Source organism: Streptomyces sp. NPDC038200, from assembly GCF_055600785.1.
The window spans coordinates 84,690-99,013 of the sequence record NZ_JBVJYH010000023.1 but is presented as its reverse complement, the minus strand read 5'-3'; the positions used below and the strand labels follow the sequence as shown (position 1 = coordinate 99,013).

Sequence of the window (14,324 nt, the reverse complement as noted above, 5' to 3'; positions counted from 1 at the left end):
CACACGGCCCTGCCCAGTCGGTAGCGTCCGGCCCAGGTCGACGACTCGGCGCGATGGGTGCCCTGAGTTCTCCCGGCTAGGGGGCGCAGCACGACCTGCGCGACCGACTTGCCGTACTCCTTGCCGATCCGGGCGAGGAGCGGATGGGTGAACAGGTCGTTCTTGCCTTCGGCGAAGCCGCCCCAGGACTGGATCCGGACGCCGTGCTCGCCCATGAGTTCCTGGTAGTCGACGCGCTGGAAGAAGGGGTGGGTCTCGATCTGGTTGACGGCCGGGGTGATCTCGTTGTTGACGATCAGGTCGATCAGGCGGTCGGGGTAGAAGTTGGCGACGCCGATCGCCCTGGCCGTGCCCTCGCGGGTGAGTGCCTCCCTGGCGCGCCACTGGCCGTAGACGTCGCCGAAGGGCTGGTGCATCAGGTACAGGTCGATGTGGTCCAGGCCCAGCTTGTTCAGGGACGTCTCGAAGGCACGCTTGGTGTTCTCCTCGGCGGGGGCGTCCTGGACCCACAGCTTGGTGGTGACGAACAGGTCGCCGCGGGCGATGCCGCTGGATGCGATGGCGCGGCCGACGGCTTCCTCGTTGCCGTAGGCGGCGGCGGTGTCCAGCAGGCGGTAGCCGGCGGCCAGTGCGTCGGAGACGGCGCGTTCGGTGTCTTCGGCGGGGATCTGGTAGACGCCGAAGCCGAGGAGAGGTATCTCGACACCGTTGTTCAAGGTCACGTACTGCATGAGGGGGAGTCCTTCGCTGTGCGGGCGGGGCAGGGTTCACGGGCGGACGAGGGCCTTGAGGACCTGGCGGTCGGCCATGCTCCGGTAGGCGTCCGGCGCCTGGTCGAGGGTGAAGGTCTGGTCGAAGACGCGGCCGGGGGCGATGGTGCCGTCCAGGACGTCGGGCAGGAGCCGGCCACCCTCGCCGGCATCAGCATCGACTACTACGTGCGCCTGGAACGCGGCAAGGAGACCCGCCCCAGCCCCGCCGTCCTCGACTCCCTCGCCCGCGCTCTGCACATGGACGACCAAGAGCACCAGCACCTGCGCGAGCTGGCCGCCCGCGCCGCCCGCTACGTCTCCGAGCCGCCGCCCGCCCCTGGCCGCACCGTGCGCCCTCACCTGAGGCTGCTGCTGGAATCGCTGCGCCCCAACCCGGCCTATGTGATCAGCCGCAGCATGGACATGCTCGCCTGGAACCCGGGCGGCCTCGCTCTGCACGCGGGCCTGGACGACTGGCCGGCCAAGCATCGCAACCTCGCCCGCTATCTGTTCCTCCACCCGGCGGCCCGCGACCTCTTCACCGACTGGGACCGGCAGATCACCGGGTGCGTCGCCCGCCTGCGCGCCGTCGCCGGCACCGCCCCGGACGCCCCCGACCTCACCAACCTGGTCGGCGAACTCCTCCTGAAAAGCAGCGACTTCGCCGGGCTGTGGGAGCGCTCCGAGGTGACCGGGCGCAAGCCCGCGCACAAGACGTTCCACCATCCCCAGGTCGGAACGCTCACCCTCACCTCGCAGTCACTGCACGTCGAAGGCACCCCCGGCCAGCGCATCGGCGTCTACACCGCCGAACCGGGCACCCCCGACCACGACGCCCTGCTCCTGCTCGACATGACCGCACCGCGGCCGACGGAACGTCCCACGCCCACCCCGGGAGCCACCGGTCATCGCCCCTGAGCCACCACGGCGGGTGACCTGCGTCCACCCCCGAGAGCCACCGGTCATCGCCCCTGAGCCACCACGGCGGGCGACCCGCGTCCATCGCCCTCACCCGCCCGGGAGGGACATGCCACGCCCCCCCCGAGACGTCACCACGGCAGCCGTCGTGCCTCTGGCCGGCGGCCGAGCCGGGGATTCGCGGTGACGTGAGGCTCGGCGGGTGTTCCGCGGCGGGGCCACGCGAGGGCGTCGACGGCGAGGAACGGCGCGCCGGCCAAGGCCGCGGGGGTTGCCCCGGTGAACGCCATGACGTCCCGGTGCAGGTGGGACTGGTCGGCGTAGCCGGCGTCGGCCGCGACCCGGGCCGCGCCTTCACCCGCGACCAGGCGGTGGGCGGCGTGGTCGAAGCGGACCAGCTTCACGGCACCCTTGGGCGGCAGCCCGAGCTGCGACCGGAACCGGGACCACAGGCGCTTACGGCTCCATCCGATCTCGTCCGCGAGTCCGTCCACCCGGACCATGCCACGGCTGCCGACGATCCGCTGCCAGGCCCAGGCCACCTCCGGGTCCACCGGCGGCCCCGTCTCATACCGGCGGGCGAGCAACGCGTCCGTCAACGCGAAGCGATCCTGCCACGACGAGACGGCGTCCAGTCGCTCGCGGATCCGGGACGCCTCCCGGCCCCACAGGTCGCCCAGGGGTACGACGGCACCGTCGAGGTCGGCGGGGGAGGCGCCCAGAACCGCCCGTGCGATCACCGGGGACAGGCGCACCTGCACGCACTCGACGTTCTCTCCCCACGTCCGGACCGTGCCTCCGGTCCCCAGTCCGGGCCCGGCGACCAGGCTTCCCCGCTGCCGCCGCCCGGACGCACCGTCAAGGACGGGCGAGCCGGCGCCGAAGTCCAGGAGCAGCGTCACGGCCGGGTGCGGGACCATCCGGAGCGCCCCCAGATCACGGACGCGGAACCCGGCCATGGAGACCCCGGCCACCCGGCTGGGACGCTGCGGGCATGCGACGCCCCACACCGCCGCACCGTACGTGAAAGTCCGCACCGTTCGATGGTAGGTGAGCCGGCCGGGGAACATTCGTCCAATCCCGCGGAGGCACCGGCGGCGACAGTGGGCTCATGACTGTTTCTGACGGCGGACCGCACGTGACGGGCGGCGCCGAGACCACCGAGAGTTCGGTCCTGTCGCTGGACGACGGCGACATCCACGTGTGCCGGGACGGTTCCCGCGACGCCCCCGCACTCCTGCTCATCCACGGGTCCGCGTCCTCGAGCCGCTCCTGGGACGCGCTGGTTCCGATGCTGACGGGATCTCACCACGTCCTCCGGATCGACCTGCTCGGGCACGGCCGGTCGGCCAAGCCGGCCGACCGCGGTTACGCGCTCCCGGACCAGGCCCGCCGGGCCGGAGCGGCACTGGACCGGCTCGGCGTCGAGCACGCCGTGGTCGTGGGCCATTCCAGCGGCGGCGCGGTCGCCACCGCCCTCGCCGAACAGCGACCCGACCTGGTCACCGCGCTCGCGCTCATCAACACCGGCCCCGGCCTGGACGCCCTCGTCGCACCGCGGTCCGCCCCGATCGCAATCTCGCAGTGGCCGCCGACCGACGAGCAGCTCCACCGGTTCGCGAGCACCGCATTCAGCCGCGCGGGCTACCGGATCCCCCCAGAGCTCCTGGACGAGGTGCGCCGTATGACCCACCACACGCTCACCGCAACCCTGCAGGCCACCCACGACTACCTGGAGCAGCAGGCGCTCCCGGACCGGCTGGCGGTCCTCGGCAAGCCGCTGCTGGTGATCTTCGGCGAGGACGACCGCAGATGGCGATCCTCGTCCGCCGCCGACTACCGCGCCGTTCCGGGCGCGACGGTCGAGTTGCTGCCCGGTCTCGGACACTCACCCCTGCTCGAGGATCCCCCGCGGACCGCCGCCCCCCTGCTGGCGTTCACCGCGATCCACGCCGTACGGGCGGCCTGAGTGACCAGGAGAGGCGACATGCGGATCCTGGTCTCCGGCGCCGGCGTCGCCGGTCCGGTGCTGGCGTACTGGCTCACCAGGCACGGCTTCCGCGTCACCGTCGTCGAGCGCGCGCCGACGGCGCGCAAGGCCGGCGGCCACGCGGTCGACCTGTTCCGGCCCGCGATGGACATCTCGGAGAAGATGGGTGTGCTCCCGCGCGTCGAGGAGCGGGCCACCGGCACCGACCGGATGACGGTCCACCGGGAGAACGCGGGGCGTGCCGTCCGGGTGGACCTCTCCAAGATCTTCAACGCCGCCTCCGGCCGGCACGTCGAGATCATGCGCGACGACCTGAGCGAGATCTACTACGACGCCGCGCGCGACGACGTCGAGTACCTCTTCGGCGACTCGATCACGGCGATCTCGCCCGACGGCGAGGTGCGGTTCGAGAACGCCGCGCCGCGCCGCTTCGACCTCGTCGTCGGCGCGGACGGACTGCACTCCCACGTGCGCCGCCTCGTCTTCGGCGACGAGTCCCGCTTCAGCGCCTTCGCCGGGGCCTACTTCGGGGTGCTGACCCTGCCGAAAGTCTTCGCGCACGACGGCGAACTCCTCCTCCACGTCGGTGTCGGCCGCACTGCCGGCATGTACGGCGCGCGCCACCTCGGCGACGCGCGGGCGTTGTTCCTGTTCCGCAGCGAGCGCGTACTCGACTGTCACCACCACGACGTGCCCCGGCAGAAGAAGCTGCTCCGCGGTGCGTTCGACGGCATGCACCCTGACCTGGACCGCTGGCTGGACGAACTCGACCGCACCCCGGCGTTCTACTTCGACTCGATCACCCAGCTCCGCATGGACACCTGGTCGCGGGGGAGGGTGACGCTCGTCGGCGACGCGGGCTACTGTCCCGGCCCGGTCGTCGGCGGCAGCACCAGCCTGGCCGTCGTCGGCGCGTACGTCCTCGCCGGGGAGCTGGCGCGGGCGGACGGTGACCACGAGCGCGCCTTCCCCGCCTGCGAGCGCGCGATGGCGGAGTACGTGCGCGGCAGCCGCGAGGCCGGGCTCAGCGCGGCGAAGACCCTGCTCCCCACCTCACGCCTCGGCGTGCACGGACTGGCTCAGGGCGCCCGCCTGATCTCCGCCCTGCCCGCGGGGCCCGGCCGCGCCCTCCTCCGCCTCACCGCCAAGAGCGCACGCCTCCACAACTCGATGACCGTCGACGACTACCCTCCGTCGCCCACCGCGTCCCGGGGCCGGGCCGGTCACGCGGGCGACCCCGCAGGCGGGCTCGGGGCGGAGTGAGGAGTACGCGGGCCGCCCCTCGACCCGCTCGGTGCCGCTACGACACCGGGCGGGGGCGAGGGGCGGAGCGGTCCGGACCGACGCCGGCCGGGCGCCCGGCACGGCCGAGCGGGCCGAGTCGTCAGGGGTAGGCCACCACCGTGGACGGTGTCGTGGACGTGCCGGACGTCGGCGATCCCGTCTCGTTGATCACGTGCTCGTACTGGCCGTTGCCGCCGAGCGAGACCACCAGCAGATTGTGGAACTTCACGCCCGGCCGGTTCGGCGCGGCGAAGCCGTGGTGCTGCACGATCGACGGGGCGACGTTGTAGTAGCAGTAGCTGCCCAGGCCCCAGCCCTCGTGCGTGGTGACGTTGTCACCGACCTTGTAGGCGGCGTACCCCTTGACCGAGCCGTTCTGGACGGCGGCCTGGTTCGGGGCGTCGTAGGCCTTCTCGTTCTGGAAGAAGATCGTGCGGCCCCGCTGGCCGTTCCACTGCACGTCGTACTTGTTGAAGTGCTCCACGAAGAGGCCCGTGCAGAGCACGTCGTCGCCGTTGACCACGACGCCGTAGTCGGCGCGGTTGGTGTCCCAGCCGACGCCGGTGCCGTGGTCGGCGCGCCAGACCCAGGTGTGGTCGACGATGGTGTGCCGGCTGTTGATCACCATGCTGGTGGTCGCCTTGCCGGCACCCGCGCCGCCGATGCGGACGAAGACGTCCTGCACGGTGGTCGGGTTGGCGGAGTGGTCCTGCGAGGCGCCGGCCGGCCCGACCTCCAGCAGCGTCGACGAGTTGACCGGCCCGGCGTCGATGAGGAACCCGGCGAGCCGTACCCCGTCGACATCGGCGACCTTGAGAGCCGTTGTGCCGTTGTCGGGTATCAGGGTGGCGTACCCCAGGCCCAGTACCACCGTGTTGGCACGGTTGACCTGTATCGGCTGGTCGACGTGGTAGATGCCCGGCGTGAGCAGCAGGTGCAGCCCCTGCGCCAGCGCCTGGTTGAGGGTCGCGGCGCTGACGCCCGGTTTCGCGACGTAGAACTGTGACAGCGGCAGGGACGTGCCCCGTGGTGTGCCGTTGCCCCAGGAGACCCCGCGGGCGTCGGTCCGCTTCTCCGGCAGGAAGACACGGAATTCGCTGCCGCTGACGTAGAGGAACGGCTTCTCCCGGGAGACGGGCGTGGTGTCGAGAGTGGTGTACGGCGGGTTGGGGAAGCTCTGTGCCGGAGCGCCCTGGACGCCGGAGAACACCATGTTCCACACGCCGTTGAGCCAGCTGCCGATGACGCTGTCGCGGGTGTACCACTGCTGCTGCGAGTACGGTCCGACCTGGCCGTCGATCCGGCTGTCCGCGATGTAGCCGCCGCTCGCCCAGCCGTAGCCCGAGGGGGCGAGGTTGAGTCCGCCGCGCACGTGCATCCGCCGGAACGGCGCCGCCTGGGCCACCGCCCACCGGTTGGTGCCGTTCACGGGGACCAGGGCCAGGTTCTCCGCCGAACGCCAGAAGTTCTGCGTGGCGTTGCCGTTGAACCAGCCCGCGTCGACCGTGACGTCACCGTTGATCGTCGTGTCGTCGGGGGACAGGCCCAGGCCCGCGATGGAGGTGTAGAAGCCGATCTGGGCGTTGAGGCCGTTGTACGTGCCCGGCTTGAACAGCAGGGCGTAGCGGCCGGTGCCGAACTGCGCCGACTCCTGCTGGTGGAACACCTGGTCCAGCTTGGCCTGGATGCCGGGCGTGGCGGGGTCGAAGACGAGGACGTTCGGGCCGAGGTCGCCGCCGCCGGGCAGGGCGCGGAGGGACCCCCGCGAGGAACCGGCCGCCCGGGCCGGCGTGGACACACCCGCCAGCACGGGCACGGCGGCGGCCGCCGCGCCGAGCACGGCCCTGCGGCCGACGGACGACGACGAGGGGGAGGTGGGGGAGGAGGGAGGCATGCGCGGCTCTCCTTGTTCAGGAAGTGAACGAAGTGGGGTGGGGGAGCGCTCTCTCGACGGTGGATGCTTCATTGGCGTGAACGATGAGTCAAGAGGTACGACCGAATTCCCGGGGTCCCTCGCCTGATCTCCCGTCAATTCACCCACTGCGTCTTCGAGAAGTGAGCGGCGCGCGTTCACTGATCCTTTGGTCGTTTCCCTTGACACTCTCCCGCCACCGCGCCAACACTCCAGCGATGGGAGAGCGCTCTCCCACCTCCGTTCGACCTCCCTCTCCCCCCGAGGAGTCCCCATGTCACGGAGATCGAAGATCCTCTCGGGCGCCTTGGTCACCTCGGCCCTGCTGCTGACCTCACTCGGTCTCGGCGGAGTCGCCGCGTCGACGACGCCCCCGTCCACCGGCGGAGCCGTGCACACCGGCCACACCATGGCGCTGTCGACGGCCGCCTCGCCCGAAGACCCCGACGGCGACGGCTACATCCCCGCCGTACCGCCGGTCACCGGAGTCAACCCCTCCACACAGGTCCCGCCGCACCGCTACTTCCACGAGTTCCAGGCCAACTGCGCGGTCAGCCACACCAGGCCGGACGACCCGATCGTCTATCCGCAGCAGCCCGGCACGTCCCACGACCACACGTTCCTGGGCAACACCACCACCGACGCCCGCAGCACGACCGCCTCGCTGAGCGCGGGCGGCACCACCTGCAAGGCCCCCGGTGACCTGTCCGGCTACTGGATGCCGACCCTCTACAACGGCGACAAGCAGATCCTGCCCGTCGGCCCGCAGGTGATCTACTACAAGGCCGCCGTCACCGACTACACCAGCGTCCGTCCCTTCCCCAAGGGCCTCAGGTTCGTCGTCGGCAGTCCGATGCAGAGCGCCGACGAGTTCCGCCACCACCCCGGCTTCGTCGAGGGCTGGGAGTGCGGCGACAGCTACTTCAACACCGAGTTCCCCGCGACCTGCCCGAACCGGGCCGACGTCCAGCTCAACATCCGCTTCCAGGCGCCCAGTTGCTGGGACGGAAAGTACCTCGACACCCCCGACCACGCGCGTCACATGGCCTACCCCGTGGTCAAGCCGGGCACCAACGACAACGTCTGCCCCGCCGACCACCCGGTGGCGCTGCCGATGATCGAGTTCAAGATGGCGTTCCCCGTCAACGGAGACATGTCGAAGGTGCGGCTGGCCAGCGGACCGGGCCACAGCTTCCACTACGACTTCTTCAACGCCTGGGACGACCGCACGCTCAAGGCGCTCGTCGACCACTGCCTCGTCGGCGGACTCCAGTGCGACGCACGCGGCTACGACGAGACCCACCCCGAGGCCGGTGCCGCACTGAACTCCGACTACCGCCTGCCCTGACCGCGCCCCCCATCCCACGTCACCCGCACCCCACACGGAGAACCGGCCCACCATGACCCCACCACCACGCACCCGCGGGCACCGCCTCGCCGCGCCCCTCACCGCCGGCGTCCTGGCCGTCGGTGCCCTCACCGCCCTGCCGGCCGCCCAGGCCCACGCGGCCGGCACCGTCGTCAAGGTCACCGGCAGCCAGGGCAACTGGCAACTGACCGTGAACGGGCAGCCGTACCAGATCAAAGGACTGACCTGGGGCCCGTCCGTGGCCGACGCCGACAAGTACCTGCCCGATCTGCGGTCCATGGGCGTCAACACCATCCGCACCTGGGGCACCGACGCCGGCAGCAAGCCGCTGTTCGACTCCGCCGCCGCGCACGGCATCAAGGTCGTCGCCGGGTTCTGGCTGCAGCCCGGCGGCGGGCCCGGCAGCGGCGGCTGTGTGAACTACGTGACCGACACCGCCTACAAGAACCAGATGCTCGACGAGTTCCCCAAGTGGGTCCAGACGTACAAGGACAACCCCGGCGTCCTGATGTGGGACGTCGGCAACGAATCGGTCCTCGGACTCCAGAACTGCTACAGCGGCACCGAGCTGGAACGGCAGCGCGACGCCTACACCACCTTCGTGAACGACGTCGCGAAGAAGATCCACTCCGTCGACCCCGACCACCCGGTCACCTCCACGGACGCCTGGGTCGGCGCCTGGCCGTACTTCAAGAAGAACGCACCCGACCTCGACCTGTACGCCGTCAACTCCTACAACGCGGTCTGTGACGTCAAGGCCGCCTGGGAGCAGGGCGGTTACAACAAGCCGTACATCGTCACCGAGACGGGCCCGGCCGGTGAGTGGGAGGTGCCGGACGACGCCAACGGCGTGCCCCTGGAGCCGGGCGACCGGGCCAAGGCCGACGGGTACACCCGCGCCTGGGGCTGCATCACCGGGCACCGCGGGGTCGCGCTCGGAGCCACGATGTTCCACTACGGCACGGAGTACGACTTCGGCGGGATCTGGTTCAACCTGCTGCCCGCAGGGGAGAAGCGGCTGTCGTACTACGCGGTGAAGCGTGCCTACGGCGGGGACACCTCGCACGACAACACCCCGCCCGTCATCTCCGGCCTCACCGTCGAGGGCGATCCCGGCAAGGTGCAGGCGGCCCGCGATCTGGTCCTCGCCGTCAAGGCCACCGACCCCGACGGGGACGCGCTCAGCTACGAGGTCCTCGACAACAGCATGTACATCGACCAGGGCAAGAACCTCACCACGCTGCCCTTCACCGACCTCGGCGGCGGCCGGCTCAAGGTCACCGCGCCCGACCGCCCGGGTGTCTGGAAGCTGTACGTGAAGGTGAAGGACGGACACGGCAACGTGGGCGTCGAGACCCGGTCCGTCAGGGTCGTCCCGCCCGCCGTGAACGGCACGAACATCGCCCTCCGCAAACCGGCCACCGCCTCCTCCTCCCAGGGGAGCTACGGCGACTGCCCGTGCCCCGCCGCGAGCGCGGTCGACGGCGACCTCGGCACCCGCTGGGCCAGCGACTGGAGCGACCCGCAGTGGATCCGGGTCGACCTCGGCAGCCGCACCACGTTCAAGCACGTCCAGCTGCTCTGGGAGGCCTCGTACGCGAAGGCGTACACCGTGCAGACCTCGGACGACGGCCAGAACTGGCAGACCGTGCGCACGGTGACGGACGGCAACGGCGGCGTGGACGACTTCGACGTCACCGGGACCGGCCGCTACGTACGCATCAACGGCACCGCCCGGGGCACGGGCTGGGGCTACTCGCTGTACGAGTTCGGCGTCTACAGCTGACGCCCACCGACCGACACCCGAGGAGGTGGGGATGGCCGACGAGGACGAACTCGACCGGCTGCTCGACAAACTGACCCTGCGTGCCAAGGTCCGGCTGCTCACCGGCGCCACCACCTGGCGCACGGCGGCCGAACCCGACCTGGAACTGGGGGAACTGGTGCTGTCGGACGGCCCGGCGGGCGTCCGCGGGGAGGCCTGGGACGAGCGCGACACCTCCGTGCTGCTGCCCTCGGCCTCCGCGCTGGCGGCCACCTGGGACGAACAGCTGCTCGAGGAACTCGGCGGCCTCCTCGCCTCGGAGGCCCGGCGCAAGGGCGTGCACGTGGTCCTCGCCCCCCATCTCAACCTGCACCGCAGCCCCCTGGCCGGGCGGCACTTCGAGTGCCTCTCCGAGGACCCCGTGCTGACCGGCCGACTGGGGGCCGCCCTGATCCGGGGCATCCAGACCCAAGGCGTCGCCGCGGCGGCCAAGCACTTCGTCGCGAACGACGCCGAGACGCAACGGCTCACCGTCGACGTACGGATCGACGAGCGCACGCTCCGCGACGTCCACCTGGCGCCGTTCGAGGCGGCGGTGGCAGCGGGCGTCCGGCTGGTGATGGCCGGATACCACCAGGTGAACGGCACCACCATGACCGCCCACGAGCTGCTCACCACACCCCTGAAGAGCGAATGGGGATTCGACGGCGTCGTGGTCTCCGACTGGGGCGCCGTCCGCGGCACCCATGACACCGCCCGTGCCGGGCTGGACCTGCTGATGCCGGGACCCGCGGACGAATGGGGCGAGCGCCTGGCCCAGGCCGTGGAGGCGGGCGAGGTGGAGGAGTCGGCCCTGGACGACAAGGTGCGCCGGCTGCTGCGGCTGGCCGCCTGGTGCGGTGTGCTCGGCAGGCCGCGCCGATCGGCCCGCCCGCGCCTGCCGTCCCGGCAGGCGCGGGCCCTGGCCCGGCGGGCCGTCGCGGCCGGAGCCGTCCTGCTGGCCAACCGGGGAGTACTGCCCCTGGACCCCGCGCGCCTGGGTACCGTCGCCGTGATCGGCGCGCCGGCCGCCCGCACCCGCACCCAGGGCGGCGGCAGCGCCGGCGTCTTCCCCCAGGACGAGGTCTCGATCCTGGACGGCATCAGGGCGGGCCTGCGCGGCCGGGCACGCGTCGTCCATGTGCCCGGCCCCGCCGCGGACGGCCCGCCCCCGCCCCTGGACACGGCCCTCGGCGACGACCCCCGCACCGGCACCCCCGGCGTGCTGCTCCGCATCCTCGACGCCTCCGGCACCGAACTGCATGCCGAACACCGCTACAGCGGACGCCAGTTGGAGCCCCCGCTGCCGGCCGGTGCGCACACCGTGGAGATCAGCGCACGACTGCGTCCCCGCGCCTCGGGTGCCTGGCACCTCGGCATCGCCGGATTCGGCCGCCTCAGCCTCCACCTCGACGGACTGTCCCTCCTGGACGGCGAGTTCGCCGACACCACCGATGATCCGGCGGTGATCCACGTGTGCCCGCCCACCCAGGTCGTCACGGCCCGGCTGACCGCCGGGACCACCCCGCTGCTCGTCGCCCGCCGGGAACTCGCCCCCGGCACCGGCCGGGCCACCGTCCTCGGCGCCCGACCGTCCGGGCCCGGCCGCGCCGAGATGCTGGCGGCCGCGTCCCGGGCGGCGCGCGAGGCGGACGCGGCCGTGGTGGTCGTCGGCACCGGCGAACAGCACGAGACGGAGGGGCGCGACCGCACCCACCTCACGCTCGGACCCGACCAGGACGCCCTGGTCCGTGTCGTCGCCCGGGCCAACCCGCGCACGGTGGCCGTCGTCAACAGCGGTGGCCCGGTGGAGATGCCCTGGCGAGAGGATGTCGGCGCCCTCCTGCTGGCGTGGTTTCCCGGCCAGGAGGCGGGCGGCGGCCTGGCCGACGTCCTCCTGGGCCGGACCGAGCCCGGCGGCCGGCTGCCCACCACCTGGCCGGCCCGCCTCACCGACGCCCCCGTCACCCGCACCCGCCCGGACGCCGGCCGCCTGGCCTATGACGAAGGCATCCACGTCGGCCACCGCGGGTGGTTGCGCGCGCGCCGCGCACCCGCCTACTGGTTCGGGCACGGACTCGGCTACACCACCTGGGTCTACGAGGAACTGTGCGGGCCCGCGCGAGCGGCGCCGGGCGAGGACCTCACCGTCCGTGTGCGGCTGCGCAACACCGGACCGCGCCCGGGCCGGGAGGTCGTCCAGGTCTACCTCTCCCGCGCGGGGGACAGCGCCGTCGAGTACCCCGAGCGCTGGCTCGCGGGATGGACGGCGGTGCGGGCACAGCCCGGCGAGACGGTCGTCGCACAGGTGCACGTCCCGGCCCGCGGACTGAGCCACTGGGACGTCGAGACGGGCGGCCGGCGTACGGAGCCGGGACCGTACGCGGTGCGGGCCGGCCGCTCGGCGCACGAACTGCCCCTGACCCTCCGCGTCCAGGTGGACGACGGGACCTGAGAGCCGCACCGCACTCGGAGAGCGCTCTATCCCCGCAGGCCGCCGGGCCGTTAGGGTGCGGGCATGAGCAGACAGGCCCCGACCCTGGAGGATGTCGCCCGGGAGGCCGGCGTCTCACGGGCGACGGTCTCCCGGGTCGTCAACGGCGTACGCAACGTGGACCCGGCGATCCAGGAGCTGGTCCGGCAGGCCATCGAACGCACCGGATACGCGCCCAACCGGGCTGCCCGCTCCCTGGTCACCCGGCGCGCCGAGACCGTGGCGCTGGTGGTGTCCGGCGCCGAGGACGCGTCCGACGCGGCGCAGGCCGCCTTCGCGGCCCGTGTGTTCGCGGACCCCTTCTTCGGGCGGGTGGTGGCCGGGATCGTCGGCTTCCTCAGGCCGCGCTCCGTGCATCCGGTGCTGATGTTCGCCGAGTCGGACGCGTCCCGTCAGGAGGTGCTGACGTACCTGCGGCAGGGACGGGCCGACGGCGCGCTGGTGGTCTCCAGCCATGCCGACGATCCGCTGCCCGCGCTGCTCGCCGAAGCGGGGCTGCCCGCGGTCCTCTTCGCCCGACCCACCCGTCCCGTTCCGCTCAGCTACGTCGATCTGGCCCACCGGGACGGCGGCCGGCTCGCCGCCGAGCGGCTGCTCGCCCGGGGCTGCCGCAGACCGGCCACGATCTGCGGGCCGTTGGCGGTCGCCGCCAGCCAGGAGCGACTGGCCGGCTTCCGCGACACCCTCGCCCGCCGGGGCCTTGCCTACGTGCCCGTCGCCGAGGGCGGCTTCACCCTGGACAGCGGCCTCGCCGCCATGACTGGCCTGCTCGCCGAACACCCCGATCTGGACGGGGTGTTCGCGGCCAACGACCTGATGGCCCGTGGTGCCTGCCAGGTGCTGCGGGAACACGGCCGGCGGATACCCCAGGACGTGGCGGTGGTCGGCTTCGACGACTCCACCGTCGCCGTCGGCCGGCGGCCCCACCTCACCACCGTGCGCCAGCCCGTGGAGGACATGGCCGCCGAGATGGCCCGACTCCTCGACGAACACATCCGGGGCGCGCGCACCGAGCCGACCTCCATCGTGTTCGAGCCCGAGCTGATCGCGCGCGAGTCGGCCTGACCACGGTCGGGCGCGGGGCGCCGTCAGGCGTCGGCGTGGGGGTGATCCGGGCCGAGGTAGTGCACGGCGGTCCGCTCGGCGCGCGGGATGAGCAGGCCCTGCAGCTCCTCCGCCGCGATCTTGAGGAGATGGCCGTCGTGCGTGGCCCGGAGGGTTTCGAGGACGAAGGCCACATGGGTGGAGTCCTCGGTGACACGGGTGCGGTGGGCGTCGCGGTGGTTCCAGTGCCTGGTCAGGACACCGGAGGCGTCGGCGTAGATGATCTCGCCGGGCTTGGGGCGCTCGACGGTGCCGGGTTCGCCGAGCGGCGTGAACTCCTCGCCGCCCCGCGCGTAGCGGATCTCGACGTCGCCGATGACGTGGTCGAGGTCGAAGGCGCCGGCGGGCAGACCGTGGCGGACGGAGACGGCGTTGTACGAGTCGACGGCCGGGTTGATCCGCGGCAGCGCCCCCTTCTTGGCGAGGCGGCGGCCGAGGGCGTCGACGCTGGGGCGGACACGGCGGGGATTGGTGCCGAAGGAGCGGTAGGCGGTGTGCCACGCCTCGATGCGGGGGTCCGTCTCGTCGGCGGGCCGCCACGTCCCGACGGCGAGCTGCTGTTCCAGGTCGTCCACGGCGGCTGCGGTGGCGGGCCAGGGGCCTTGCCCCCGCAGGGCGGTGGCGGTGACCACGGCGATCAGGGTGTCGGGGAACGCGTCCGCGACGGCGGGCGTGAGGTGGAACACGGTCATGGGCG

The 14,324-nt window shown here is 72.2% G+C and carries 10 protein-coding genes and 1 pseudogene; 7 read left to right on the top strand and 4 right to left on the bottom strand.

Annotation, left to right across the window (positions count from 1 at the left end):
* Positions 1-68: 68 nt before the first annotated feature.
* Positions 69-731 (bottom strand): annotated as a pseudogene (locus tag ACZ7KF_RS34885) (aldo/keto reductase); the annotation flags it as partial.
* An 18-nt stretch (positions 732-749) separates the two neighbouring features.
* Between ACZ7KF_RS34885 and ACZ7KF_RS34880 the strand changes: the two are divergent.
* Positions 750-1,670, top strand: a complete 921-nt coding sequence (locus ACZ7KF_RS34880; RefSeq protein ID WP_471084326.1) for a helix-turn-helix transcriptional regulator — start codon at positions 750-752, stop codon at positions 1,668-1,670.
* Positions 1,671-1,801: 131 nt separating this feature from the next.
* On the opposite strand, the gene ACZ7KF_RS34875 is transcribed toward ACZ7KF_RS34880, so the two are convergent.
* Positions 1,802-2,707: an AraC family transcriptional regulator gene (locus ACZ7KF_RS34875; protein ID WP_471084323.1), complete on the bottom strand. Its 906-nt coding sequence runs from the start codon at positions 2,705-2,707 to the stop codon at positions 1,802-1,804.
* Positions 2,708-2,781: 74 nt separating this feature from the next.
* Between ACZ7KF_RS34875 and ACZ7KF_RS34870 the strand changes: the two genes are divergently transcribed.
* Together ACZ7KF_RS34870 and ACZ7KF_RS34865 are read left to right on the top strand one after the other, a co-directional pair.
* Positions 2,782-3,639, top strand: coding sequence for an alpha/beta fold hydrolase (locus tag ACZ7KF_RS34870; protein ID WP_471084320.1), 858 nt, complete (start codon positions 2,782-2,784; stop codon positions 3,637-3,639).
* 18 nt (positions 3,640-3,657) lie between these two features.
* Positions 3,658-4,923, top strand: a complete 1,266-nt coding sequence (locus tag ACZ7KF_RS34865; protein ID WP_471084317.1) for an FAD-dependent oxidoreductase — start codon at positions 3,658-3,660, stop codon at positions 4,921-4,923.
* A 121-nt stretch (positions 4,924-5,044) separates the two neighbouring features.
* On the opposite strand, the gene ACZ7KF_RS34860 is transcribed toward ACZ7KF_RS34865, so the two are convergent.
* Positions 5,045-6,838 (bottom strand): coagulation factor 5/8 type domain-containing protein, encoded by a 1,794-nt coding sequence (locus ACZ7KF_RS34860; RefSeq protein WP_471084314.1) that lies wholly within the window; start codon positions 6,836-6,838, stop codon positions 5,045-5,047.
* A gap of 292 nt (positions 6,839-7,130) precedes the next feature.
* Between ACZ7KF_RS34860 and ACZ7KF_RS34855 the strand changes: the two genes are divergently transcribed.
* From ACZ7KF_RS34855 to ACZ7KF_RS34840, 4 genes are all read left to right on the top strand, one after another.
* Positions 7,131-8,204: a DUF1996 domain-containing protein gene (locus ACZ7KF_RS34855; RefSeq protein ID WP_471084311.1), complete on the top strand. Its 1,074-nt coding sequence runs from the start codon at positions 7,131-7,133 to the stop codon at positions 8,202-8,204.
* 52 nt (positions 8,205-8,256) lie between these two features.
* Positions 8,257-10,011 carry a discoidin domain-containing protein gene (locus ACZ7KF_RS34850; protein ID WP_471084308.1) on the top strand — a complete coding sequence of 585 codons (1,755 nt, stop codon included), beginning with the start codon at positions 8,257-8,259 and terminating at the stop codon, positions 10,009-10,011.
* A gap of 31 nt (positions 10,012-10,042) precedes the next feature.
* The gene (locus tag ACZ7KF_RS34845) at positions 10,043-12,484 is read left to right on the top strand and encodes a glycoside hydrolase family 3 C-terminal domain-containing protein (RefSeq protein ID WP_471084305.1); all 2,442 of its coding nucleotides are present in this window, start codon (positions 10,043-10,045) and stop codon (positions 12,482-12,484) included.
* Between the two features lie 63 nt (positions 12,485-12,547).
* Complete coding sequence (locus tag ACZ7KF_RS34840; protein WP_471084302.1) at positions 12,548-13,588, top strand: LacI family DNA-binding transcriptional regulator; 1,041 nt, start codon at positions 12,548-12,550, stop codon at positions 13,586-13,588.
* A 23-nt stretch (positions 13,589-13,611) separates the two neighbouring features.
* Here ACZ7KF_RS34840 and ACZ7KF_RS34835 read toward each other — a convergent pair whose 3' ends face one another.
* Complete coding sequence (locus ACZ7KF_RS34835) at positions 13,612-14,319, bottom strand: B3/B4 domain-containing protein (RefSeq protein ID WP_471084300.1); 708 nt, start codon at positions 14,317-14,319, stop codon at positions 13,612-13,614.
* Between the last annotated feature and the right edge of the window lie 5 nt (positions 14,320-14,324).

Coding starts and splice junctions, on each gene's coding strand:
- ACZ7KF_RS34870 (WP_471084320.1), top strand. CDS start 2,782: ATGACTGTTTCTGACGGCGGACCGCACGTGACGGGCGGCGCCGAGACC.
- ACZ7KF_RS34865 (WP_471084317.1), top strand. CDS start 3,658: ATGCGGATCCTGGTCTCCGGCGCCGGCGTCGCCGGTCCGGTGCTGGCG.
- ACZ7KF_RS34860 (WP_471084314.1), bottom strand. CDS start 6,838: ATGCCTCCCTCCTCCCCCACCTCCCCCTCGTCGTCGTCCGTCGGCCGC.
- ACZ7KF_RS34855 (WP_471084311.1), top strand. CDS start 7,131: ATGTCACGGAGATCGAAGATCCTCTCGGGCGCCTTGGTCACCTCGGCC.
- ACZ7KF_RS34850 (WP_471084308.1), top strand. CDS start 8,257: ATGACCCCACCACCACGCACCCGCGGGCACCGCCTCGCCGCGCCCCTC.
- ACZ7KF_RS34845 (WP_471084305.1), top strand. CDS start 10,043: ATGGCCGACGAGGACGAACTCGACCGGCTGCTCGACAAACTGACCCTG.
- ACZ7KF_RS34840 (WP_471084302.1), top strand. CDS start 12,548: ATGAGCAGACAGGCCCCGACCCTGGAGGATGTCGCCCGGGAGGCCGGC.
- ACZ7KF_RS34835 (WP_471084300.1), bottom strand. CDS start 14,319: ATGACCGTGTTCCACCTCACGCCCGCCGTCGCGGACGCGTTCCCCGAC.